Origin of the sequence: Brevibacillus fortis (assembly GCF_003013395.1) — a bacterium.
Lineage (GTDB): Bacteria > Bacillota > Bacilli > Brevibacillales > Brevibacillaceae > Brevibacillus > Brevibacillus fortis.
Map to the genome: position 1 here is coordinate 19385 of NZ_PXZM01000011.1, position 23617 is coordinate 43001.

At 47.6% G+C, this 23617-nt stretch carries 30 protein-coding genes; 15 read left to right on the forward strand and 15 right to left on the reverse strand.

The window, feature by feature from the left end; genetic code table 11:
• The first annotated feature begins 47 nt into the window (after positions 1 to 47).
• Together C7R93_RS07745 and C7R93_RS07750 are read left to right on the forward strand one after the other, a co-directional pair.
• Positions 48 to 419 (forward strand): hypothetical protein, encoded by a 372-nt coding sequence (locus C7R93_RS07745; RefSeq protein WP_106838279.1) that lies wholly within the window; start codon positions 48 to 50, stop codon positions 417 to 419.
• A gap of 301 nt (positions 420 to 720) precedes the next feature.
• Positions 721 to 1740 (forward strand): S66 family peptidase, encoded by a 1020-nt coding sequence (locus C7R93_RS07750; protein WP_106838280.1) that lies wholly within the window; start codon positions 721 to 723, stop codon positions 1738 to 1740.
• A gap of 66 nt (positions 1741 to 1806) precedes the next feature.
• Here C7R93_RS07750 and C7R93_RS07755 read toward each other — a convergent pair whose 3' ends face one another.
• From C7R93_RS07755 to C7R93_RS07765, 3 genes are all read right to left on the reverse strand, one after another.
• Positions 1807 to 2766 (reverse strand): DMT family transporter, encoded by a 960-nt coding sequence (locus C7R93_RS07755; RefSeq protein WP_106838281.1) that lies wholly within the window; start codon positions 2764 to 2766, stop codon positions 1807 to 1809.
• Positions 2767 to 2912: 146 nt separating this feature from the next.
• A complete protein-coding gene (locus C7R93_RS07760) occupies positions 2913 to 3431 on the reverse strand; it encodes a GNAT family N-acetyltransferase (protein ID WP_106838282.1) in 519 nt (172 codons plus the stop codon).
• Positions 3428 to 3883: a DinB family protein gene (locus C7R93_RS07765; RefSeq protein WP_106838283.1), complete on the reverse strand. Its 456-nt coding sequence runs from the start codon at positions 3881 to 3883 to the stop codon at positions 3428 to 3430. The genes C7R93_RS07760 and C7R93_RS07765 overlap by 4 nt, the downstream gene beginning before the upstream one ends.
• Before the next feature lie 140 nt (positions 3884 to 4023).
• On the opposite strand from C7R93_RS07765, the gene C7R93_RS07770 reads away from it, so the two are divergent.
• Positions 4024 to 4434 (forward strand): acyl-CoA thioesterase, encoded by a 411-nt coding sequence (locus C7R93_RS07770; protein WP_106838284.1) that lies wholly within the window; start codon positions 4024 to 4026, stop codon positions 4432 to 4434.
• A gap of 5 nt (positions 4435 to 4439) precedes the next feature.
• On the opposite strand, the gene C7R93_RS07775 is transcribed toward C7R93_RS07770, so the two are convergent.
• Positions 4440 to 4715 carry a hypothetical protein gene (locus C7R93_RS07775; protein ID WP_106838285.1) on the reverse strand — a complete coding sequence of 92 codons (276 nt, stop codon included), beginning with the start codon at positions 4713 to 4715 and terminating at the stop codon, positions 4440 to 4442.
• 98 nt (positions 4716 to 4813) lie between these two features.
• On the opposite strand from C7R93_RS07775, the gene C7R93_RS07780 reads away from it, so the two are divergent.
• Positions 4814 to 5518: an HAD family hydrolase gene (locus C7R93_RS07780; protein WP_106838286.1), complete on the forward strand. Its 705-nt coding sequence runs from the start codon at positions 4814 to 4816 to the stop codon at positions 5516 to 5518.
• A gap of 72 nt (positions 5519 to 5590) precedes the next feature.
• Here C7R93_RS07780 and C7R93_RS07785 read toward each other — a convergent pair whose 3' ends face one another.
• Genes C7R93_RS07785 through C7R93_RS07800 form a run of 4 tightly spaced genes read right to left on the reverse strand, consistent with a single transcriptional unit; the run spans position 5591 to position 7600 of the window.
• Entirely contained in the window at positions 5591 to 5779 is a 189-nt protein-coding gene (locus tag C7R93_RS07785) for a hypothetical protein (RefSeq protein WP_106838287.1), read from the reverse strand.
• A 30-nt stretch (positions 5780 to 5809) separates the two neighbouring features.
• Entirely contained in the window at positions 5810 to 6007 is a 198-nt protein-coding gene (locus C7R93_RS07790; protein ID WP_106838288.1) for a hypothetical protein, read from the reverse strand.
• Positions 5997 to 6917: an ABC transporter ATP-binding protein gene (locus C7R93_RS07795; RefSeq protein ID WP_106838289.1), complete on the reverse strand. Its 921-nt coding sequence runs from the start codon at positions 6915 to 6917 to the stop codon at positions 5997 to 5999. The genes C7R93_RS07790 and C7R93_RS07795 overlap by 11 nt, the downstream gene beginning before the upstream one ends.
• Positions 6917 to 7600 carry an ABC transporter permease gene (locus C7R93_RS07800; RefSeq protein WP_244191471.1) on the reverse strand — a complete coding sequence of 228 codons (684 nt, stop codon included), beginning with the start codon at positions 7598 to 7600 and terminating at the stop codon, positions 6917 to 6919. The genes C7R93_RS07795 and C7R93_RS07800 overlap by 1 nt, the downstream gene beginning before the upstream one ends.
• A gap of 138 nt (positions 7601 to 7738) precedes the next feature.
• Here C7R93_RS07800 and C7R93_RS07805 point away from each other — a divergent pair, with 138 nt between their 5' ends.
• Together C7R93_RS07805 and C7R93_RS07810 are read left to right on the forward strand one after the other, a co-directional pair.
• Positions 7739 to 8455 (forward strand): response regulator transcription factor, encoded by a 717-nt coding sequence (locus tag C7R93_RS07805; protein WP_106838290.1) that lies wholly within the window; start codon positions 7739 to 7741, stop codon positions 8453 to 8455.
• A complete protein-coding gene (locus tag C7R93_RS07810; RefSeq protein ID WP_106838291.1) occupies positions 8452 to 10191 on the forward strand; it encodes a sensor histidine kinase in 1740 nt (579 codons plus the stop codon). The genes C7R93_RS07805 and C7R93_RS07810 overlap by 4 nt, the downstream gene beginning before the upstream one ends.
• Positions 10192 to 10245: 54 nt before the next feature.
• On the opposite strand, the gene C7R93_RS07815 is transcribed toward C7R93_RS07810, so the two are convergent.
• Both C7R93_RS07815 and C7R93_RS07820 read right to left on the reverse strand, forming a co-directional pair.
• Positions 10246 to 10740 (reverse strand): GNAT family N-acetyltransferase, encoded by a 495-nt coding sequence (locus tag C7R93_RS07815; protein WP_106838292.1) that lies wholly within the window; start codon positions 10738 to 10740, stop codon positions 10246 to 10248.
• Positions 10741 to 11012: 272 nt separating this feature from the next.
• Positions 11013 to 11894, reverse strand: coding sequence for a YitT family protein (locus C7R93_RS07820; RefSeq protein ID WP_106838293.1), 882 nt, complete (start codon positions 11892 to 11894; stop codon positions 11013 to 11015).
• A 241-nt stretch (positions 11895 to 12135) separates the two neighbouring features.
• On the opposite strand from C7R93_RS07820, the gene C7R93_RS07825 reads away from it, so the two are divergent.
• From C7R93_RS07825 to C7R93_RS07835, 3 genes are all read left to right on the forward strand, one after another.
• Positions 12136 to 12621, forward strand: a complete 486-nt coding sequence (locus C7R93_RS07825; protein ID WP_106838294.1) for an SRPBCC family protein — start codon at positions 12136 to 12138, stop codon at positions 12619 to 12621.
• A gap of 125 nt (positions 12622 to 12746) precedes the next feature.
• A complete protein-coding gene (locus tag C7R93_RS07830) occupies positions 12747 to 13073 on the forward strand; it encodes a YnfA family protein (protein WP_106838295.1) in 327 nt (108 codons plus the stop codon).
• Between the two features lie 19 nt (positions 13074 to 13092).
• Entirely contained in the window at positions 13093 to 13737 is a 645-nt protein-coding gene (locus tag C7R93_RS07835) for a DUF2625 domain-containing protein (RefSeq protein WP_106838296.1), read from the forward strand.
• A gap of 39 nt (positions 13738 to 13776) precedes the next feature.
• Here the strand turns inward: C7R93_RS07835 and eutH are convergent, their stop codons facing one another.
• The 3 genes from eutH to C7R93_RS07850 all read right to left on the reverse strand — a co-directional run bounded on the left by eutH (position 13777) and on the right by C7R93_RS07850 (position 16473).
• A complete protein-coding gene (eutH, locus tag C7R93_RS07840) occupies positions 13777 to 15048 on the reverse strand; it encodes an ethanolamine utilization protein EutH (RefSeq protein ID WP_106838297.1) in 1272 nt (423 codons plus the stop codon).
• A gap of 373 nt (positions 15049 to 15421) precedes the next feature.
• Positions 15422 to 15622 carry a cold-shock protein gene (locus tag C7R93_RS07845; RefSeq protein ID WP_007725380.1) on the reverse strand — a complete coding sequence of 67 codons (201 nt, stop codon included), beginning with the start codon at positions 15620 to 15622 and terminating at the stop codon, positions 15422 to 15424.
• A 251-nt stretch (positions 15623 to 15873) separates the two neighbouring features.
• Entirely contained in the window at positions 15874 to 16473 is a 600-nt protein-coding gene (locus C7R93_RS07850; RefSeq protein WP_106838298.1) for a nitroreductase family protein, read from the reverse strand.
• Between the two features lie 204 nt (positions 16474 to 16677).
• Here C7R93_RS07850 and C7R93_RS07855 point away from each other — a divergent pair, with 204 nt between their 5' ends.
• The gene (locus tag C7R93_RS07855; RefSeq protein WP_106838299.1) at positions 16678 to 17040 is read left to right on the forward strand and encodes a VOC family protein; all 363 of its coding nucleotides are present in this window, start codon (positions 16678 to 16680) and stop codon (positions 17038 to 17040) included.
• Between the two features lie 52 nt (positions 17041 to 17092).
• Here the strand turns inward: C7R93_RS07855 and C7R93_RS07860 are convergent, their stop codons facing one another.
• The gene (locus tag C7R93_RS07860) at positions 17093 to 17878 is read right to left on the reverse strand and encodes a class I SAM-dependent methyltransferase (protein ID WP_106838300.1); all 786 of its coding nucleotides are present in this window, start codon (positions 17876 to 17878) and stop codon (positions 17093 to 17095) included.
• 149 nt (positions 17879 to 18027) lie between these two features.
• Between C7R93_RS07860 and C7R93_RS07865 the strand changes: the two genes are divergently transcribed.
• Positions 18028 to 18690: a futalosine hydrolase gene (locus tag C7R93_RS07865; RefSeq protein WP_106838301.1), complete on the forward strand. Its 663-nt coding sequence runs from the start codon at positions 18028 to 18030 to the stop codon at positions 18688 to 18690.
• Positions 18687 to 19532, forward strand: a complete 846-nt coding sequence (locus C7R93_RS07870; protein WP_106838302.1) for a 1,4-dihydroxy-6-naphtoate synthase — start codon at positions 18687 to 18689, stop codon at positions 19530 to 19532. The genes C7R93_RS07865 and C7R93_RS07870 overlap by 4 nt, the downstream gene beginning before the upstream one ends.
• A gap of 63 nt (positions 19533 to 19595) precedes the next feature.
• On the opposite strand, the gene C7R93_RS07875 is transcribed toward C7R93_RS07870, so the two are convergent.
• Positions 19596 to 20132: a superoxide dismutase family protein gene (locus C7R93_RS07875; protein WP_106838303.1), complete on the reverse strand. Its 537-nt coding sequence runs from the start codon at positions 20130 to 20132 to the stop codon at positions 19596 to 19598.
• Between the two features lie 167 nt (positions 20133 to 20299).
• On the opposite strand from C7R93_RS07875, the gene C7R93_RS07880 reads away from it, so the two are divergent.
• From C7R93_RS07880 to C7R93_RS07890, 3 genes are all read left to right on the forward strand, one after another.
• The gene (locus C7R93_RS07880) at positions 20300 to 20977 is read left to right on the forward strand and encodes a response regulator transcription factor (RefSeq protein ID WP_106838304.1); all 678 of its coding nucleotides are present in this window, start codon (positions 20300 to 20302) and stop codon (positions 20975 to 20977) included.
• The gene (locus tag C7R93_RS07885; RefSeq protein ID WP_106838305.1) at positions 20974 to 22377 is read left to right on the forward strand and encodes a sensor histidine kinase; all 1404 of its coding nucleotides are present in this window, start codon (positions 20974 to 20976) and stop codon (positions 22375 to 22377) included. The genes C7R93_RS07880 and C7R93_RS07885 overlap by 4 nt, the downstream gene beginning before the upstream one ends.
• Before the next feature lie 150 nt (positions 22378 to 22527).
• On the forward strand, positions 22528 to 23616 hold the full coding sequence (locus tag C7R93_RS07890; RefSeq protein WP_106838306.1) for a Fe(3+) ABC transporter substrate-binding protein: 1089 nt from the start codon (positions 22528 to 22530) through the stop codon (positions 23614 to 23616).
• The last annotated feature ends 1 nt before the right edge of the window (position 23617 follow it).

Below are 23617 nucleotides of genomic sequence, written 5' to 3' on the forward strand. Positions count from 1 at the left end.
GTGACAGCGAGAAGGTCACGAAGCCAAGGAATGAAAGGGGAATGAACATGAACAAAAAATGGTTCTCTATTGCCACTGTCGCATTACTCCTGTCTGGCAGCTTGGTTGCCTGCTCTGACACAACAGGAACACCAGAACCGGCGACACAATCAGAGGGCACGACAAGCGAAACCGCTCCGGGGTCCTCCACTTCTGATAGCGGACAATCGACCGATAGCTCGGCTTCGCAAGATCAGTCTACAACAGATGCTTCTGCGGACAGCTCTGATGCATCGACGGACACAGGTTCGTCTACGGAAGCACCTGCGACAGATGCCAATTCTAATGCAGGTACCAGCAATGGTTCGACTGGTGCTACGGGAACCGAAAGCAGCGGTTCCACTGGACAGTCTACTACGACTGACGCCAGCAAGAAGTAATCATTCACGAACTGGAAACACGTTCGTTTGAACTCCTCTACTTCCCTCCCGTTTTATATACCTTGATGACGGCTATAGGCCGTCTTTTTTTTTTGTCTAAGAAAAGTAGCCGTAGTGAGGAGAAGTGCATTTCCAGTCTACGCTTCGGCCTACGCCCTATAGAGGGTGTGGACTGTCCGCTATGAAATAAATGGCGGGAGCGCTTCAAACGTAGAAGTTTCATGAAGGATTTCATTAGTGAAAATACTTTGGAGGTATGTGGTATGATTATCCAAAATCATACCTAGCGGGAGGGAGAAGCATGATCACATATCCAACGTTGAAAAAGGGCGCTACGATAGGTGTAACTGCACCATCATCAGGTGTACCAGAGTATTTGCATGAACTAATCAATCTGGCATGCAGTCGTATGGAGAGCAGAGGATATACCATCTTCTGCAAAGATACAGTCTGGTCACAGGAAAAAGCCAAGTCAGCTCCTGCCACAAACCGCGCAGCCGAATTCAACTCACTGATGCAAGATGAAAACGTCGATATCATCATCCCTCCCTGGGGTGGCGAGCTGCTGATTGAGATTTTAGACAAGCTTGATTTTCATGCCATGCAACCAAAATGGGTGTTAGGCTATTCAGATGTGAGTGTGCTGTTGCTCGCGATTACATTAAAAACGGGGATCGCTACGGCCCATGGGACAAATCTGGTGGATTTGCGCGGAGCAGATATGGATGAGACGACGGCCATGTGGGAAACGGTTCTGTCAACGCAAAGGGGCGAGTCGGTCTTGCAGTTCTCTTCCCCGATGTATCAAAAGGAATGGCAGCATACGAATCCTTCGCCGCACATCTTTCACCTGACAGAACCGACAGCATGGAAAACCACAGAGACTACTCCCCACGTAATCATGCAGGGACGGTTACTTGGCGGCTGTATTGATAGCATTAGACATGTCATCGGTACGCCATATGGGGATGTGCAAACGTTTCAAAAAGAACAGATCGGTAATGAAGAGATCATCTGGTATTTTGAAAACTGTGAGCTTTCTACGACTGATCTGCGCAGATCATTGGTACAAATGAATCTGGCGGGATGGTTTGAGCATTGTGCCGGGATTATGTTTGGCCGCAGTCCTGCGAACCAAGCGGTCGAAGGCTATACGGTAGAAGACGTATATCGAGAGCTGGCTGCTGAGCTGCAAGTCCCTGTCCTCTACGATATAGATTGTGGGCACATGCCGCCGCAAATCACGTTTATTAATGGAGCATTTGCTGAAGTGGAGCTTTCTTTCGAAAAAGGAAGTGTACGGCAATATTTTCGTCCATAAGCATGAGAAAACGAGGGCTTCCCAACGAATGGGGAAGTCCTCGTAGCATGTAAGCATACATGATTTTTAGCCTTGCTTCTCGTTGTAATGGGGGAGAGGATGTTCCACCGTCGTTTCACGTTTCTTTTTGGCCGATTCACGTGTTCGCAGAGTGGACAAGGCGACACCGAGGAAAATAAATGCGCCGCCAGCGAAAAAGCCAACACCCAAATGCTCATGCAGCAACAGCCAGCCTAAAAATGCACCGACAATGGGCTGCACAAAAAAGAACCCGGCCCCACTCCCTGCGGGAATCAGCTCGAAGCCTTTGTTCCACAAATAAAAAGCACCTGCGGTAGAAATCATCCCGATATAGAGAACGCCTGCCCAGATGTCCCAACCAAATTGCCAGGAGACAGACGTGACAGACAGCTCCCAGAACATGAGTGGACTCGTAAAGATGATGCCAAACAATGCTACATAGGTGGTGACGAGCAGGGACGAATAGCGCTGTGTCGCCTTTTTACTGAGAACGGTATACAATCCCCAGCTAATCGCTGCTACGAACAAAATCAGGTTGCCTGCCAGGGAGGACTGTGCGTCAGCTTGATCTGGAACTCCGATGACGATGATGACACCAATCGTCGCTAACAAGATACCCATTGCCTGCTTAAAATGGATGCGCTCCTTTAATATCCAGACCGCAAAAATAGCAATAAAGGCAGGCGATGCAGAGGTTATCAATGCGCCCATGTGAGCAGTAGACAGTTTTGTACCGAGAAATTGCGCGGCGATTGAGATCGTGACCCCGACAAAGGCGATGACCATCAGCAGAGGATAATCTTTTTTCGCGACACGCTCCTTGCGAGCAACGGTAAATGCCCCCAACACGACTAAAGCAATGCAAAAGCGCAAAATCAATAGCGTGAACGGCGGAATCACTTCCAAAACGACCTTGCTTACGACATAAACACCGCCCCAGATCGCTGCGGCGAGAGCTAGGCAGACAGCCCCCAAAAACATTTGTTTCCATTGTGATTGTGACATAACAAGTCCCTCCCGGAATAATGAATCAATCATTTGAGCTTTATTCCGTAGCCGGGAGGCAGTAAGAGAACCGCTTCCTCACCGACTAGGAGAGGAGGGTGGGCACATCATTTTCAAAAAGGCGACGGTTCATGTATTTCACCTCCTTAATTTGAAGGGGTTAGCCACTTGGCTACCAGCAGCACCGGCTGTGTTAGACGACCGACTGGTGCTTCCACCTGACGATACTGCTCATAGCCAAGCCGTCCCCAGAAAAGAAGAGCGGGTTCATTATGCGCAATGACACCGTGATGAACATGCTGACTGCCGTGTTGGATGCAGTAGGCTTCCATGAGTGACACTGCTTCTTTTCCAAAGCCCTGCTGCTGGTAATCGGCATGAAGGAGCAAGAGACTAATCCAGCTTTTTGGATCGCTTTCACTGGAGAGGACGATATGGATGACTCCGATGATCGTACCTTCACGAGTAATGGCGAGCCAATGCCCGGAAGGTATAGCTATGGTGGCGTCATATTCGGCTTCCAGGTCAGCAAGACTTACTGCGCTCGTGCCGTTTCGAAGCTGATTGTACGTTGGATTACTGTTGTAGGTGGCGAGTAAGTCGGGCAAGTCATCGGGCAGCAATTCGCGAATGATGAGTCGCTCACCTGTCAGAATGAGACTCATTGAGGTCCTCCATACTTACGGATAAGTCCGATCTGTCCGCCGTGGTAGCCCATATGATAGATGAGACGACCAAGTGCCTGACGGGGAGTCAGCGTGGCGATCGGTGCTTCACAGGGGATGTCCCACACGTCTTTTGGCAGGGCAGCCAGGGAATCCAGCAAGTAAAGGAAGGAAGCCTCTTTGAAGGCAAGCAAGGTAGATAAGTCAGTAAAGTTTCCTTCATCTCGGACAGGACCAATCGTGGTCAGGGTGACTTCTGGAGGGAGCGGTCGCCCGAAAAACATCATACAAAATCGATACTCCACTTCTGCGATGTGATGAATCAAAAATCCAATGGAATTGGAGTCCGGGGCCAGCTTCCAGCCTAGCTCGGCTTCATCCAAATGGACGAGTGCATCCTGATACCGGGAGCGAGCTGTTTGCAAGGTCGGCAATAATTCTTGTTCGAACATCCAATCTTCCTTTCTGGTGTTTATCTTTATTATAGGAAAAAGATCAGGAAAGAACAGCAAGATCATTCGGAATAATTTGAATGATTATTCACTCAGTTACCTGAATTCGTTATACTGAAGAAAAACAAGGAGTGAGAACGATGGCTCATCGTTATATGCTAACTGTGCGTTCAACTGATATTGACGTAATCGGACATGTGAACAATGCCAAGTATTTAGAGTACATGGAATGGGCGCGTTTTGAGTGGATATGGGAGCAAGGATTTACGCTGGATGAATTGAGGCGACGGGCCATCATGCCGGTAGTGGTCAATATTAACATTAACTACCGTAAAGAGTTGAAGATGCGCGAAGAGGTAACGGCGATTACCACAGTGGTCAAGGTGGGAGAAAAAAGCTTCGTCATCCGCCAGGAGTTGTACAACGCCGCAGATGTTTTAGTGGCGGACGCCGATGTGACGATGGTCATGATCGATGCGAATACACGCCAATCTATTTCTTTGCCAGTTGAGTTGAAAGAGACACTGCTTGTGGAATTGCCTAAAAGCTAGAGGTATCAGGATGACTTGCGAATGAAATCGCGGCGGAAATTATTCCATTCGAGAGCACGCAGCGCCAATGTCTCCAAGATTCGCTCATGCCGATCTTGACCTTCCTTTAACTCAGCAACATCCTGCTTTAGTTCGGCAACATCGTTTTTTAACTGGTGAACTTCCATAGTCAAAGCTTCCATCTTGGCATCCAATTCGTCCTGCCGATCCATAAGAGCATGAGCAACCAAACGTAACTCATTCATACCCTCTATCAAAATATCCAGTTTTTCGTTAGACATGTTTCCACCTCCTTTTTCCGTTACAATGATCATAACAAAAGACAGAGTCATATGCACAATGAAACAGCAAGAAAAAGGGAAGGGGACGCAACTCAGCCATGTCCAAATTTACAACAATCCTATTTGATCTCGACGACACTCTCTTCGATTTTTCAGCTTGCTGGGAGAAAGGGATGCAGCAGACGATCGCGGCTCATGCACTTACAGCAGAACTAGACCAAGAGAAATTTCTTGAGGCACTACGGCGCCACGGAGATGATTTGTGGATCGAGGTGATTGCCAAACGCTACGATTTTACGCAATACAGAAGGTTGCGTTTTCAGCGGGCCATGGCTGATTGTAACCGACAAATTGAAGCGGAGCAGGTCGACGATTTTCAACGCGCCTATCAGGCAGCATGTATGGATGCAGTCCAGCTAGATGTCACTGTTCAGTCTACCATTGCCAAGTTGGCAGAAGAGCATACGCTAGGGATTGTCACCAATGGTCCTGTCGATATGGCTTTTATCAAGGTGGAGCGGTTGGGTTTGTCTGCGTATTTTCATCGGGAGCGGGTGTTTATCTCCGAAATCATCGGACATCATAAGCCTGATCTACGCATATTTGAACATGATCGTGAAAAACTCGGTGTTGAGAGCAAGCAGGTGCTGTTCGTTGGAGACACGTGGGAGGCAGATGTAGCAGGCGCGATGGACGCAGGCTTCTCAGCTGTCTGGATCAATTCACGAGGGAAGAAACCTACTTCCGAGCATCAGCCACTCGCTGTTATTGAACGACTGGATCAACTTCTCGCAATCTTGTAGAAAAAAGCAGCCCATTGCCCCATAGCCGCATAACTTGCAGGCTGTTTTCGGTGGCAATTAAGCTGCTTTTTTCTAACTATTTTCTTGCTTCTTTTGTGTCTCGCGTTTTGCGTACTGCTTTCTCATGAAAAGGATGAGAGAAACGATAATCATCCCAATTAAAATTCCGATAGCTCCTGGTGTAAGACTATCTCCCCAAAAGATTTTATACAGCAAAATCCCTGTCAAGATAATGGCGAATTCCAGATATCTACTGGCCATGCGAATCTTCCCCCATTTACATGAGCCTGATTATCGATGGTTTCTACTAACCTGATCTTTCATTTTTTCATGCTGATTCTTCCTGTACTTTGTGATGAAAAAGATGAGATTGAGGACAATCAGGCCAATCGTGATCGACATACTGCCATTGGTCATACTTTTTCCTACATAGATGTTGTAGAGCAGCATCCCGGATAGAAGTACGGCAAAAGCAAGATTAAGCTTCATGAGATTCTTCCCCCATAAATATTCGTTCGAGCGAAGGTACTTCAACGTTCACGCCATATATATCCACGCGTGCCTGGACGAGAGCACGAACGAGGGTTGCCACTTTTTGATCGCCATCGACTTGAAGAGTAAGCCGCCCTTCCTCCCAATTCGTATTGCGCCCGAGGGACTCGATAAAGGTGCGCAGGGTTACGGACTCCTCAGCAGCAAAAGCAGAGTGACGAACGTTCACGGATCGCCATGCCTGATGGGCAGCTTGCAGCTCATCGAGAGTGCCGAGTGAACTGATTTTTCCGCTTTTCATGATGGCGATACGGGTACAGATTTTCTCGACTTCATTCAAATTGTGTGAGGTCATGAAGATCGTTTTTCCTTGTTGATGAAGCTTCCGTAGCAAATTTTGAATGTGCAGGCCTGATTCGACGTCCACGCCAGAAGTAGGTTCATCAAGGAAGATGAGCTCCGGGTCACCGACTAATGCTTGGGCAATGCCCAGCTTTTTTTTCATCCCGAAGGAAAAGGTTTTGGCTTTGCGGGATGCATGCTCCTCAAGCTCAACGTCTGCCAGGATGCGCATACATTCTTCTTTTGTTAATGTGACGCCTTTGACCCGAGCGAAATAGTGCAGGTGCTCCGCAGGAGATAAATGGTCATAGAAAGTGGAGTAATCCGGCAGTACACCAATTCGTTTTTTCCATCCTTCTGTATGGGCATCCTCGCCAAACATGCGAATGGTGCCAGCTGTCGGAACCAGAATGCCTGTCAGCATATTGATAAAGGTCGATTTTCCTGCGCCATTGCGACCGAGGAAACCGAAAATTTCCCCGCTGTGCACAGTAAGACTGACGTCGTTCACGACTGTGCGATTGCCAAAGCGCTTGTTCAATTGAATGGTCTCGATCATTGCCATTAACAATCCCTCCGTCGGAATATAAACATAGAAGCGATCAGAAATGCTGCTGCGTAGAGCCAGATGAAGCCTGTCCAGGCACCGCCTTTTTCCATAAATTTAATAGGCGTCAGGTATGCGAACCATGGTGCTGCTGGGTGACTGGAAAAAGTGCTCCAGAGCCCGAGTCCTGGCAGGATCAGTGCGATCACAATTCCCAAAAACATTGTGTAGCTGGGGCGTGGTATCACGAGTGAGAGCAGCAGTGCCAGCGAGATGCAATAGATAAGCAGGGAGACGCAGAGATAAAAGGTTTTGGCGTCAAAGGTTTGCACGGTGGCGAAAACTACACCAAACGTAATAATCATGCAGGTTAGCCAGAAGAACGCGACACCGAGAAATTTCCCTAAAATGATCTGATTGCGCGAAGTTCGGGTGACGAGAAAGCGAATCGTCCTGCCCGCTAGCTCACGATTTATGACATCATGGGACAGGCTGAATACAAACAAGGGCCCGAACAGCATGATGAGTACAAAGATACCAAGCGCATGTCCTTGCGCCAGATCCTTTTGCGGGAGAAAACTTGCTGCCTGATTGACGAGATCAGAAACCAAATACGAGATGCCGACGATAAAGGCAACCGTAATCAACGACTTCATACTTTTAAACAATCGAAAAAATTCGTGTTGGCAAATAGCCCACATAGGTGAATCCGCTCCTTTCTCCTTTATCATAATGGCCATACCTTTCCCTAACTGAAACGCTACCTTACCATTTCCTTATCTTTTTCGTTGGCGACGTTTCTCATGGTAGAATGAATGACATCAAGGGAGGGAACGGACGTGGAGAAAGAAGCAAGAATCTTGCTGGTAGATGATGAAGAAGCGATTTTGCAGATGCTCCAAACCGTGCTGCAAAAGGAAGGCTTTGTCCAGATCGATACATGTACGACAGCAGCAGAAGCAATTCGTCTCGTGGAGGAGAAGACGTACGACTTGTTGATTTTGGATGTCATGCTGCCTGATAAAAATGGATTTGAGCTGTGCGGAGCGGTGCGCCAGCGAACGAAGGCACCGATCTTTTTTCTGACAGCAAAGGGCACGGATTTTGATAAATTAAGTGGATTTGCTTATGGAGCGGATGATTACATTACGAAGCCGTTTCATCCATTAGAGGTCGTTGCCCGGATGAAGGCTCATCTGCGGAGAACCTTGGGGGGAAATGCGCTAGCCCCGGAAGAAAAGCGCTTTGATTTTGGGCGTTTTCAAGTCAATGTGGAGGCAGCGGAGCTGTTCGTGAATGGAGAGCGAGTGGACTGTCCGGCGCAAGTATTTTCATTGCTCGTCTTTTTCTGCCAGCATCCGAACCGGGTATTTACGAAAGAACAAATTTACGATCACGTATGGAAAGACGAGTACGGGATGTTTGATGAAAATACAGTCATGGTGCACATTCACAAGCTGCGCCAGCGCATAGAAGAAAATCCGGGACAGCCAAAGCTCCTGGTCACGGTGAGAGGGCTGGGCTACAAGCTGGTTAGTCCAGCAAGACAGTCATGAATTTGCGTAACAAGCTGATCTTTCAATATGTCCGGCAGCTGTTCGGGTTTCTTCTCGTCTTGCTGCTGTTTCTGATTATCGCGATGCTTGGGTTAGGCTGGCGGATCATGAACGAGCAATTGTCCATTGATTTGTCCATGCTGAATGCGTCTGATTTAACATTGAAGATAGATTATGAGGGGGAGCGTATACGCGTCAATCCGGAAATCGAGAAGAGCGTGACGAAACATCAAGGCTGGCTGCAGATTATCGACAAGCACGGCAAAATCCTCTACAGCTATCGGACACCTGCTGATGTTCCCAGTCAATTTGGGCCAGGGGAGTGGATTAGTTATGTAGAAGATCGTGATGCTTCTCGCTATCACATCACGCACTGGGTCATTAACCAATCCGATGAAAACATGATCATCCTCTACGGAACTCCCGCCCCGGAAAAAGAACTGCTAAAGCGCTTGATCGAAATAAAGACTGGCGGGGGCAAGGAGACATGGGACGAGCTGAACAAACGATTTTCCCAGGATCAAGCATGGTATTTGGTATACGATCGTGCAGGAAAACTCCTCCATCAATGGAATCACCCGAACGCTTCTACCCAGCTAGACATGACGGAAGCTCTCCAGAACGGCGAGACAGCCAAAAATGTTCCTGTCCATATCACGAGTCGATATGACGCGAAGAGTGACTTGACGTACGTAGTGGGCACTCCGAATCCGACCTATCAGTCTGGTGTCCAAGAGACGTCTGAGGATGCTATGGTCAAGGAAACGTTCCTTCAGATCGGCATTCTTTTGATCTTGGTCGTTCTATTCGCGGGCAGCTGGTATGCGTGGCGGGTCGGTAAGCCGCTTTTACACATGGTGAATTGGTTGGAAAGACTGGCCCAAGGTCGCTATGAGGAGCCCACCGGGAAAAAAGGCAAACCAATCGGAAGGAATTGGCGAGGGAAAGAAAAGAAGTCATTTCGTGTATTCAAGGATGTGTTCGATGCTCTCCGGCATTTGAGTGAGACGCTGCGCTCCAATGAAAAGCTCCAGCAAGAAATGGAGCAGACGCGAGAGGAATGGATTACCGGGCTCTCTCATGATCTCAAGACACCGCTTAGCTCGATTTACGGTTATGCTACCTTTTTGGAGTCCGAGCAGTATGAATGGGAGAGAAGAGAAGTCAACCAATTTGGGAAAACGATCCGGGAAAAATCAGACTACATGAACGGGCTGATAGAGGATTTGAATTTGACCTATCGACTCAAGAACCAAGCTTTGCCGATGGTCAAACAAGCTGTCGCGATCGTAGAAACCATTCGCAGGATTGTGGTCGATATGGTGAATGACCCGAGCTCGTCTTTGCATGACATTGAATTTTCGTCGAATGTCCAATCGATAACGGCCGAGGTCGATCCAATCTGGTTTCGACGCATCATCGTCAACATTTTGACGAACGCGATCAAGTATACTCCGGCAGGTACACACGTGCTCGTAGAAGTACAGTCGATTGCAGCCGAGCGGTTTGTGGTCAGAATTGCGGACAATGGTCCGGGCATGGATGATACGACACTGGCCAATCTGTTCGAGAGATACTACCGAGGTGGGCATACCAGGGAGGATACCAGTGGAACGGGGCTAGGCATGGCAATAGCCAAGCAGCTCGTTTTGGCTCACGGAGGAGAGATTGCGGTAGAGAGCAAGCTGGGTAGCGGAACTGTTGTCGTGATGACCTTTCCTGCCGTCAACAGCTAGGTAGTTTTTATAATGAAAGCCAAGGGATTCGCGTTGTCCCTTGGCTTTTTTCTTCTAGGGTCTCGAGATGAATGTTTGTATGACTTTGCCATCCTCTATTCGCTCTTCATAGTTAGTGGCTGTGTAATCTTGGATGCTTGCTCGCCAGAAGCCGATGGCAGGCACGTTGTTTTCCAATTGAAAGACTTCCCACGCACCAGGGAACATTTGAAAGATCTGATGAGACACGGCTTTCCCGATCCCCAGTCGACGGTAGCGTTTCATGATAAAAAATTCAGCGATGGAGTGGATAGATTGCAAATCTGGATCAGAGCTGGTGAGCATGCGGACGAGGACAAAACCGGCCAGCTTACCATTTACCTTGATAAAAAAGGGATGGCGTTCTGGTTCGATCCAATACTTGTCAAAGTAGTCGTAGCCAAACAAACCGTCATCATCTACTTCGAAAGGCTCAAACTCAGTGAAGTCGTACGTATACAGCTCCAACAGTTGCTTGAGAGCGTGCTTCTGTTCAAAAGGAACTCGTTCTATCGAGAATGCTTGGTTCACTGAGAAAACCTCCTTTTCCATAGATATACGAGTATCGTACTCTATTTTCGGAGGTGTGGAAACATATGGGAGATACTTCTTTACAGTACCTCACAAAGACGTTCATTTTGCACGAGATGGTTCCAGTCAGGCGATACTCGAGTCAAACGAAAGAAATGAATATGAAGCAAGCCAGCAGGTGGCTGTAAAAGGGATATCTTTTATTCGAAATTACAAAAGTACCCTATAGACAGACGTCTTCAAACGCCTACTCTATAGGGTACATTTCCTCTTTAATGAATCGCTTTCTTCTTAAACTGCCCGCCACGCACATCGTGAATATTGCCGACAGCCAAGAAGGCATTCTCGTCAACTTCTTCCACGATCAGCTTCAGCTTGGCTTCTTCCAATCGCGTAATGATGCAGAAAATTACTTTCTTGTCGTCTCCAGTATAGCCGCCTTCACCATTCAAATAGGTAACGCCACGGCCCAGACGAGCAACAATCGCATCTCCCAAATCCTTGTGATTGTCACTAATGATCCATACCGCTTTCGACTCCTGGAAGCCTTCGATGGTCAGATCGATCATTTTGAATGCAATGTAATAGGCAATCAGCGAGTACATCGCGCGATCCCAACCGAATACAAATCCAGCACTGCTCAAAATGAATAAGTTCATGAACATTACGATCTCACCAACGGAGAACGGAGATTTCTTGTTAAGCAGTACAGCAACGATCTCTGTACCGTCCAGAGAGCCTCCATAACGGAGAACGAGTCCTACACCAATTCCGAGTAGGATTCCCCCGAATACAGCAGCAAGGAGGGGATCATCAGTCAGCCCTTGGACAGGATGAAGCAGTGTCGTTCCGATTGACATGATCGTAACCCCAAAGAGGGTTGAGAGTGCAAACGTTTTTCCGATTTGCTTGTACCCTATGATCAAGAAGGGCAAGTTAAGCACGAAAAGGAAAACGCCAAGAGGCAACCCAGACAGATGCGAGGTAATAATCGAGATACCTACGATTCCACCATCGATAATATTGTTCGGTACGAGAAAGATCTCGAGTGCTACCGAAAACAGGGAAGCACCAATCAGGATACCGAAGATCCTCTTGAGCAATTTTCCAATGGGTAATTTTTGATGAGCCGATTTTGCAAGTGGTTGTTCCATCGTTCCTCTCCCCATTGTGAAATTTTTTACTTACTTAGCTATTATAGCATTCATTCTTATGCGATTACTGCACAATTACACTTTTTAGTAAAAAATATTGCATTCAGACTTGTTCAGACTCATTCATACACTTGAAATCTCGTTCAGGCATGAATTTGGAGATAGCGAGTGTTCTGTATTGACTGGTTATACAGAAATTGCTATTTTCAAACTGTTAGGAAAATAGTTGGGGGGAAGCTTAATGGGTTTCTTGAAAGCGGAGATAGAAGTATCATCATCCATAGAGCTGGTTTGGTGGGCATGGACACGAAAGGAACGGCTTGTTCAGTGGTTTGCGCCTGATGCAACGATTGAGCCGTTTTTGGGTGGAGCATACGAATTGTACTTCAATCCAGCCAATCGCGACCAGATGGGGACGAAAGGATGCATCATTACCCATTTTGAACCGAAGGAGCGCTTGGGCTTTACATGGAAGGGACCGGATGAATTCGCACATACCATGAATCACGATGATGCCTTGACTTACGTGCTGGTCACCTTGTCTGAAGCAGAGGGGAAAACGCAAGTATTGGTCGAGCATTTCGGTTGGAAAGAAGGAGAGGAGTGGGAAAAGGCTCGGGGCTGGCACGAGATGGCTTGGTCCCATGTTTTGGGGAGCCTGAAATCTGCACTTGAATCGGGCAAAGGAGAACTGTGCTGCTCTCCACAGGCTGCCCATCAAGGATAGATTTTGAGGGTTCGTCCGTCAGGGCGAGCCGATGTGAGGATTACATATACAGACTATGAGGGACAATCAGATAATAGAAGTGATCTTTGCATTTATTCGTTTTGATAGGAAAAGAGGAGACATTCATGACAGCATCGATAGCATTGTTTATTTTGGCCGGATTGGCGGAAATCGGCGGGGGATATTTGGTATGGCTTTGGCTAAAAGAGTCCAAGCCATACTGGTACGGTATCGTCGGGGCGCTGATCCTGGTGTTGTACGGAATCATACCTACGCTTCAAAACTTCCCTTCCTTCGGGCGGGTATATGCCGCCTATGGTGGGGTTTTTATCATTCTCGCTGTTTTTTGGGGATGGCTAGTGGATAAAAAGACACCTGATTTATATGACTGGGTGGGCGCTATCATCTGCCTGATCGGAGTGAGTGTTATCTTATGGGCGCCGCGCCAATAGCTTGGGAGTGGAGACTGAAATGAAAAGCTTTGAGGAATTGTATTGCGAAGAGGATTCAGCGATTGAAGAAATAAAAAAATGGCAGTCAGCATCAGACCGGGAGATTACGATTCTTCCATCTGATCAGGAGAAAGGGAAAAAACAGCTTGTTGATTTACAAGTAACAACGAGGTCAACTCTGGGGGCTGTTGCTTTTGAAACAGGCGGGATTCTGATTCATCAAGGATGGCTGCGGATTCTTGGGTCCGGCCATCCTCATTTGCCTCGTACCATTACTTCTTGGAATCAGCAATGTGCCATGAACCAGATGCTGCTGGTAGCAGACGATGTCATAGGGGGATTTTTTGCGATCAATGGTGGAATGTTCCCGGATTCGTTAGGCGGTATCTGGTATTTTGCTCCGGACAGTCTTGCGTGGGAGGATCTTGAAATTGGCTATACCGACTTTTTGCACTGGGCAATGACGGGGGATATTCATACGTTTTATGCGACATTTTTCTGGAAGGATTGGGAGAAGGACGTTTCCAAGTTAAACGGAGATGAAATGTTCTCGATCTATCCTTTTTTGTGGTCAAAAGAAGCGCGTGAATTAACAATGGAGAGGTGCTCAAAAAAGCCGGTACCTGCATTGGAAATTTGGGAAATGAGCAAGAAAGTTGTGTAAAGGAAGAAAGAGCGGCCCACGAAGGACCGCTCTTTTACTTTATTGTTTAGTTGCTGCAACTTCAGCTTGAGCGCTGTGATGATCCAAGTACTCATCTGGACCGATAATTCCCGCAGCACGATCTTGTTTTTCAAGTTCAATTGCTTTCGGAACGGAGAGCTTGTAAGCAATAGCAATCCCGATAATCCCTGCACCCAATTTACCAATCATGACCGGCAAGATAATGTTTGGTTGGAAGTTTGCCGAGAAGGACAAGTGGTCACCCAGCAAGAAAGCTGCACAAACCCCGAAGGAAATGTTGATAACCTTGTCTTTCGGCGGCATGGAACGAATGAGACGGAACATAGCCAGGATGTTTGCGCTAGTTGCGAGCAAGCCTGCACTACCAGAAGGGCTCATGCCCAGTTTATTGCCCAATACTTCGAGTGGCTTCGCCGCATATTTACGCAGCATGTAAACCATTGGGAACGCACCTGCGAGCATGATACCGATGTAACCAGCGGTCTCCAACGCACGGTATTGGTCGGTTGGATCGGCGATGATCGGATCGAAGCCCCAAGCTCCGAAAACCTTTGTAAAGATGCCAGTAAAGTGTTGCACGATCGAGAATACGAGAACGAGCTTGATACCTGCATCCATTGTTTTTCCGAAAATCATAAAGCCTCTAATCATCAAGTCTGGCAGGAAGCGCAGACCAGCAGCAATCGCTAATACGAAGAACAAAATCGGTGATAGGTTCAGAAGTACCTGTCCGAAGCCAATAGCAAAAGCATAAGTCGATTCAGCGTTCGTCGAGATTTCATTGCGAACCTCTGCATTTGTCAAAACAAGAATGGCACTGGAGATAAAAGCACCAATCGGAACTGTCAAAATACCGGACATTACGCCAAGCGCCATGTATTTATGGTCGCGCTTGTCCAACATAGCAAGACCCATAGGGATGGAGAACACGATCGTAGCACCGGCCATCAGACCGACGATCATAGCCATAACCCATCCTTCCGTGGTGGTTTTCAGGAGGTTTGCCAACTGATAGCCACCCATGTCAGATGCGAGAATCGCAGTTGCCGCAATCGCAGGATCTGCTCCAATTTTGTTGAAGATGGGTGATACCGCTTTTTCTACGAACCAAGAGATGTACGGGAGGGACGCCATAATACCGGCAGCAGGAACGAAGATGTAACCTGTTGAGTGAATCCCTTCCATGAACTCTTTACCAAGACCTTCATCGCTGTTGCGGATCGCGGCAATGGCACCAATTACTGCACATAACATGATGATGTAAATAATAACGCTTCCAATGTGCTCCATGGATATCCCACCTTTTTGCGGATGTAAACAATAAAAGCACTTAGGATCTCATGAATGAATGAGATATACCCTAAGCGCCTTTGCTTATTTTGTATGAACTTGTTTACAGGGTATGGCAATAACAACCAGCTGGAACCGCTTTCATAGCTCGCTAAAAATAAACGAAAAATACAAATCGCGCTTATTTTATTGTGTCATTTTAGAAACTTATGCTAGAAAGCGCCGTTGCTTTACTCTGCATTATAAAGTGATTATATGGGGAGGCATGGCCAATGTCAACTGCTCTTTAGGAACAAAGAACGAATTTTGTGAGAAAAAAGAGCTGGAAAAAAAAGCCACCCTTGGTATTCGCAAGGGCAGCTTTATGTGTAATTTACAGTTTTGTTACGTTCTCAGCTTGTGGACCACGGTTGCCTTCAACCACGTTGAATTCAACGCGTTGGCCTTCTTCAAGGGTTTTGAAACCGTCGCCTTGGATTGCGCTGAAGTGAACGAATACATCGTTTCCGCCTTCAACTGCGATGAAGCCATAACCTTTTTCTGCGTTGAACCATTTAACTGTACCTGTTTGCATGGGTGTTACCTCCAACAAAATAAAATGAATATGTAACTTTTATTTTTGGATAAAATAAAATTCACACATTGTAAAAGGTTCGAACATAAGTGTAAACCCTTTACAATATGTGAACGCTTTAAATAAGAATCTTTTGTTTAAGGTAATACTATCACAGACGAAAGCGGAAAGCAATCGCTCAATACGTGAAAGGACGACCCGAAAACGAAATGTTCAGAGCCGTCCATCATGAATATTGAACAAAATGTTACTTAGGAAAAGAACTTCACTCTCTCATCCAAAGGTTGGAATTGTTTTTCACCTGGTTGAGCGGTTGGTTTGCCAAAAGGCATTTGTGCTCTCAGCTTCCATTCGCTTGGGAGCTTCCACGTTTGTTGGACTTCTTCATCGATGAGTGGATTGTAATGCTGCAAGGAAGCACCGAAGCCCTCGATTTCCAACGCAGTCCACACAACATATTGAAGCATTCCAGAAGATTGCTCGGACCAAATCGGGAAATTATCTTTGTACGCTTCGAATTTCTGCATGAGGTTTTCGACGACGCTCTGGTCTTCAAAGAAAAGAACAGTGCCGTAGCCGCTACCGAAAGCGTTCATTTTTTCTTCCGTGGCCCCGAAGTTTTCAGCGGGCACGATTTTACGCAACGTTTCTTTGGTAATGTTCCATAGCTTATCGTGCTCCGCACCCAAGAGGACAACAACACGAGCGCTTTGGGAGTTGAATGAGGATGGTGTGTACTTTACTGCTTCCTGCACGATTTCTTTAATGCGCTCATCAGATACAACATTTTCCTTGCTGATCCCATAGTACGTTCTTCTGTCTTTTACGGCTGCAATAAAATCCTTACCCACTCTGCATTCCTCCTGTAACTTGTTTCTACACTAACATGATGCATTGAAAGGGAAAAGCTTATTCAATGTTTTGTTTCTTACATTTCGTAATTAAATATAAATTCATGTGCAACTAGTGTCAACATTTGGGTGTGCTGATAGCGATAAGTAAACTTTTTTTCGGTTACAATGGCTTGATAGGTTCGTATTAGTAAGGAGGATAGTATGATAACAAAAATGGCAACGGTAGCAGTTTACGTAGAAGATCAGCAACGCGCAAAAGTGTTCTGGACAGAAAAGGTTGGATTTGAAGTCAAGCAAGAGCACCCGATGGGACCAAACAGCAGTTGGCTGGAGGTAGGACCAGCAGGTGCCCAGACTGCTTTGGTACTCTATCCGAAAAGTATGATGAGCAACTGGCAGGAACAAAAAGCATCGATCGTTTTTGAATGTACAGAAATTGAAAAGACATATGAGACGATGCGCGCGAACGGTGTTATTTTTCAAGGAGAGCTGAACAAAATGCAGTGGGGGACCTATGCGACGTTTCAAGACGAAGACGGCAACAGCTATTTGCTAAAAGGATAACTCTAGTGACAACCTCTGGCCAAATGCGGCTGGAGGTTTTTTACATAGCGAATCAAACAATAGCGCGAACGAGGTAATACATATGCGTAGTTGGCAGACCGTCAGAAGTCGCATGGTGGTCAAAAATCGGCATGACACTCTCCAGGTGTTGTTCGATGGCGGACGTGAGAATAGTGGGACTTTGCCCGAAGCAACGCATGCGAATGACATCGAGTGGGGTCTGGAAATACTCGGTGGCGATCACCGTCTGAATATCCACTCGCTGGAAGGCAGCTTGTCTGAGTCTCTCCTGCAAATTTTGCAGGATCGGGGTGTCAGCCGGACGTGAACCAAATAAATGAGGGAACCATTCGAATAATTCGGCGGATAACTGATCACCCGGGTGTAATCCGATGAATGAGCCTCCTCTTTTGACGACGCGTGCTATATCTGGATAGGCGGAGGTAGGTCCCTTGCGATTATAGGCGCAATCGAACGTATCGTCATGGAAGGGGAGGGTATATTTCGTATTGGTGACGACGAAGGAGACATTCTCGGGTGTTTGCGTACGGGCCTTTTGCACAAAGTTTTCTGTTACATCCAAGCCGACAATTTCTTTGGCAGAACGGCTCCAGTGCAGTGTGAATGCGCCGTGCCCGCAGCCAATGTCGAGAACGGATTGATTCGGAACCATGCGACTAATTTCTTCCATAAAAAGCGACTCGCCATTCGGTTCCGTAATGGTAGAGCGCCAAGGGTAGACGTATCCACCAGTCGTTTCGCCTAGCTGAGTGTACCAGGGCAAAGAGTGGGGAGCGAGCCAGTCGGGATGGGTGTTCGGATTCGGTGGATGATACATGATCGGTCACCTCTTATCTAACGAAAATGCACAACAGGTTCCATTGTAATAATTCCCTTGTCTTTTGACAAACTCTTTAAACGGCTTTACACGAACGGAAAGTAGCGATAACGTGGAAGATGGAAAGCGGTTGAAAGGAGCCAGGGCAAATGACTTTGTCACAACAATATAGAAGCATTCTCGTCGTCACCTCGGTTGACGCAGAACGGGATGCAGTGATGCGCGGCATTCAGGGGGATGAGCGTTTCACAGTCATCGCAGGAGGAGTAGGACCTGCGGCAGCCGCAGCGAGTACAGCCAGAGCGCTTGCTTGCGCGGACTACGATCTGGTCATTTGTGCAGGAATATGCGGTGGATTCGTGGGACAAGCAGAGATTGGGTCGCTGGTCATCGCGACCGAGATCGTTTGTGCCGATTTGGGTGCAGAAACGCCTGAGGGCTTTTGCAGTGTGGACGAGCTGGGATTTGGTTCAGCCCGGGTAAGTGTTGATCAAGAGATGGTCGAACGGGCCACGGAAGCAATGAAGGCGGCAGGTTTGTCCGCTAAAAAAGGCATCGTACTCACACTATCAACGGTGACGGGAACAGCGGAAACGGCGGCGGCTTTGGCACAGCGGATGCCAGACGCGCTAGCTGAAGCGATGGAGGGGTATGGCGTTGCTACTGCTGCCCAGGCTGCCGGAAGACCTGTTCTGGAAATACGCACGGTATCGAATGCAATTGGACCGCGGGATAAATCTGCTTGGCGGATAAAAGATGCGTTGGATTCTCTGGAAAAGGGAAGCTCTGTACTACGGGAGGTACTATCATGAAAATTGCGTTTTCACCATGTCCGAATGACACTTTTGTTTTTCATGCGTGGGCACATGATTTGATTCCAGGAGCGCCAAAGCTCGATATTATGTACGCAGATATTGATATTACCAATACGCTGGCTGCACAGGGGGAAGGCCCTGAAGTGATGAAAATCTCCTATGCAGCATTGCCATGGGTGATGGACAATTACTCGTTGCTCCCTTGCGGTGGTGCATTGGGCAGAGGATGCGGGCCACTCGTTTTGACCCAAGGAAATTCTGGTGAGAGTGCGAACGATCCAGCACGCCTGTCCAACAAGCGTGTAGCGGTTCCGAGTGAGCGCTCCACAGCTTACTTACTCTTCCGACTCTGGGCTGCACAAAATGTTCCAGGTGGTGTAAGGGAGATCGTCGTCATGCCGTTTCATGAGATTATGCCGGCTGTACGTGACGGCAAGATCGATGCGGGACTCGTGATCCACGAGGCGCGGTTCACATATCAAAACTACGGGCTGTCTCTCATGACCGACTTGGGCAACTGGTGGGAGTCTGATACCAATTTGCCCATTCCATTAGGTGCGATCATCGCGAAAAAATCAATGGACATCGAGGCTTTGACCAATTGGACGCGTTCCTCTGTGGAATATGCATGGGCGAATCCTACTGCTTCACAAGAATATGTCATGTCCCATGCTCAAGAGCTGTCGCTGGAGGTAGCGCAAGCGCATATTAACTTGTACGTGAATGAGTTTACGAGAAATTTGGGTGACGATGGTTATGCAGCTGTCGAGGCGTTGCTCGGTCGTGCAGCTGAGGAAGGGCTTGTACCAGCATTTGATTTGTCGACATTACGGCGATAGCTGATTCAATAATGCGAGGGGGCAGCTTACAGGGTTGCCCCCTTTTCCTGTTCGAGTGAAGCGTTATCCAGCGTAGATCACTCCACATGCCAGTCGTTTTCCGCTATTTCCTGCCGGCTGCGAATGGAAGTCATCGGGACTTTGATGGATGATGAGGGATTTGCCGACCACATCTGCTGCACTGATTTTGTTTGTGAAAAAAGTCATTCGTGCATAGCCATCATTGGAAAAAAGCACAGGGAAATCGCCTACGTGGTTGCCATGCGGCTGTTGCGTAGGGTTCCAGTGACTGCCTGCTGCGGTAAAGGGATCTTCCGAATTTCCTATCGTGCAGACCCCATGCTCATGCAAATGAAAACCAAATGGCCCGATTTGCGGTTGACTGCCGGAGGCTGGCTGGAAAGCGGGGAGACCGCTGATTTCGACAAACACTTCAGTGCCGTAGGGGACATCGGTAAACACAACGTAGCCGTGCAGGTTCGGTGCCAGTGGACCACCCTGGATTTCGGCAAACGATTGTCCTGTTCTTCTCCCGTATTGGGAAGAAACGGCCCGTAAGTCATGTTCATAGACGTATTCATATGGCTGATATCCGTACATGTTATACACCACCTTACTTCATGAACCAGGTTGCCATATCTTATGTAAGGGATGGGCGCATGGTTACTGGGCTGCGTAGGAGAACCAGCACGAGCATTGACGCTGATAATTATTTTCATCTACAATCAGGTGGAATTCCCCGGCATGGGCAAAAGGGTGGGCAAAACGTGAAAAGAGTGCTGCTGATAGAAGACGAAATCAATATGGCCCGATTTATTGAATTGGAGCTTCGCTACGAATCGTTTGCGATTACAGTCGCGCATAATGGACATACAGGACTCGAGCTTGCTTTAAAGGAAGAATGGGATGTCATTTTATTGGACGTCATGCTTCCGGGGCTTGATGGTATTGCGGTTTGTCAAAAAATACGAAGCGTGAAAAAAACTCCGATTATTATGCTGACAGCCAGAGACAGTATTACGGACCGTGTCTCAGGCTTGGACAGTGGTGCCGATGATTATATTCCGAAGCCATTCGCGATCGAGGAGCTGTTGGCACGCATGCGCGTTGTATTTCGCCGACAGGAAGAACAGGAGAATGTCCTCCAAACCTTGCTCGCGCATCGAGGACTCGTGGTCCGAATAGAGGGCCGTGTCGTCACCAAAAATAATCAACCTGTTGAGTTGACCAAAAGAGAGTATGATTTGCTCGTGACGTTCATGAAAAACATCAATCGTGTCCTGCCTCGCGAGGTGCTGCTTGATACCGTGTGGGGATTCGAGGCTGCTGTCGAGACTAATGTTGTCGATGTGTACGTTCGGTATTTGCGCAATAAAATCGATTCTCCCCATGAGGACAGCTATATCTCGACTGTACGCGGGATTGGCTACGTGATGCGAAAATGAGAGGCCCATCGAGATTCTTAAAGCTCCCGATCAAATGGAAGCTGACCCTCTGGTCATCGCTTCTGCTTTTTCTCGTATTCATTGGCTATAATAGCTTCCAATATTTTTTTGTAGAGAAGTGGATGTTTAATCAGGAACAGCAGGTTGTGCAACAGACGATGCGAGAGTTCCTCAACTACGCGCTGGAAAAAGAGCAATCTTTTGAGGAGGATGACCTAACAGAACTGCGCAGCTTTCTGGAGAAGATCAATCAACGAAACCAGATGATCCGCATACTGGACGAAGAGGGTAAACCGCTTATTGTCGTATCGGAAAATTTTCAAGATATCACACTGCCACCGCTTCCGCCTGTTCAGTCGATTCGCACTCAGATCCAAGAAGTGCGTGGTGACCTTTTGATCATGAGCAGTCCGCTTACGATCTTTCAATTTAACGGGACAGTCATGATTCTGAAGAATATGAAAGAGTTTGAGCAGTTGAGTGGTGCGCTTTTTCAGGTCATGGCAATTGGGTGCTTGACCGCTGTGATCATAAGCGGTTTGGGTGGCAGATTGCTCGCCCGACAGCTGCTTAGGCCTCTGCAATCGATGAATGAAACAATGAGCAACGTCCGGCAAAAAGGATTCCATGAACGTGTGCAGTTTCACGATAATCAGGATGAGATTGCGACCTTGATGAAAATGTTCAATAAGATGATGGATCAGGTGGAGCGTTCCTTTTTGCAGCAGAGACAATTCGTCGAAGATGCCTCACATGAGCTGCGGACGCCGATCGCGATTATCGAAGGGCATTTGGGAATGCTACGGCGCTGGGGCAAAAATGATCCAGCTGTTTTGGAGGAATCCTTGCAGACATCGATTCAAGAGCTAGCCAGACTAAAAGGACTGGTGCAGGAGCTGCTCGCTTTGACGAGAGCGGAGCATGTGGAGATAGAAGAGGATGTCACGCTCCATGATCCGGATCAGGCTGTCTGTCGCATGGTAAAGAAATTCGCAATGATTCAGCCGACATTTACGATCGAGGAAGAACTTGCGCCTTTGGCTGGAAAAATCCTTGCCATATCGGAAGAACACCTGGAGCAAGTGCTTCTGATCCTTTTGGATAATGCGGTCAAGTATTCCGGGGAGAGCAGGAGAATCCACGTGAGGGCCAAGGTGCAAGAAAATGTAGTTTGTATGGAAATCATAGATGAAGGAATTGGCATACCCGAGCAGGATTTGCCGTATGTCTTGGACCGATTGTATCGGGTAGACAAAGCAAGAAACAGCGGGGAGAGCGGGTATGGACTCGGACTGGCGATCGCCAAACGATTGCTTGCGCGCAATAACGGTAGCATAGCGATTCAGAGTGTGGAGCAGAAAGGGACGACAGTGACTGTTTTTGTGCCGCTTCGTCAGTGAATGTCATCAGATCCACATCTCGCTAAAAATAATTGGGGATGTTTTTTTATTTTCACAGCGTTTTCTCATTTTTGTTCGTTACAATAAGCCTTGTCAATTGGCAATGATATTCATTATCAATAATCAGTGCGATAGAGAGGGAGAATCAAAATGAGAAAAAAATCGATGCTGGCGGTCATGCTGAGCACAATGCTGACACTGCCTTTACTTGCTGCATGCGGAAACGGCGCGAATACTACTCAACCGCAAACAGAAGCGCCAAAGGCACAAGAGCCGGCTGCCACAGAGCAAGTCGTCAACGTATTTACTGCGCGCCACTACGATATTGATAGCAAACTGTTCGCTGAATTTACCAAGCAAACAGGCATCAAGGTAAACGAAGTGAAGGGCACAGCAGAGGAGTTGGTTGAGCGCTTGAAGCGTGAAGGAGAGAGCTCCGAAGCTGATTTGTTCATCACGGTTGACGGTGGTGTTCTGAACTACGCGAAGCAAAACGGCGTTCTGCAACCGATTCAATCTGCTGAAGTAGAGAAAAACGTACCGAAAGAACTGCGTGATCCTGACAACCAATGGATCGGTATGGCTACCCGTGCGCGTGTGATCGTCTATGCGAAGGATCGCGTGAAGCCAGAGCAGCTGTCTACGTATGAAGATTTGGCTACGGATAAATGGAAGGGCAAAGTATTGGTACGCTCTTCTTCCAACTTGTACAACCAGTCACTCGTTGCTTCCTTTATTGAGTTGAACGGCGAGCAGGCTGCATTGGATTGGGCAAAGGGTCTGGTAAACAATTTCGCGCGTAAGCCTGAGGGTGGAGACCGTGATCAGGCAAAGGCTGTCGTTGCCAAAGTCGGTGACGTTGCGATCATGAACACCTACTATGTTGGACAAATGCTGAACTCCAAAGATGCAGAGGAAGTAAAAGTCGCGCAAAACATCGGTGTCTTCTTCCCGAACCAAGAAACGACAGGCACACACTTGAACATTAGTGGTATTGGTTTGACCAAACACGCGAAAAACAAGGATAATGCCGTGAAATTGATTGAGTTCGTCACAGGTAAAGAGGCTCAAACGATGCTGACAAACGGAAGCTACGAGTTCCCTGTCAATGCAGAGGCTGACAAGCCTGCTCTTTTGAAAGAGTGGGGAGAATTCAAAACGCAAAAGCTCGACTTTGCTAAGCTTGGCGAGTATAACAAAAAAGCGGTAGAACTGCTGAATCAAGCAGGTTGGAAATAAG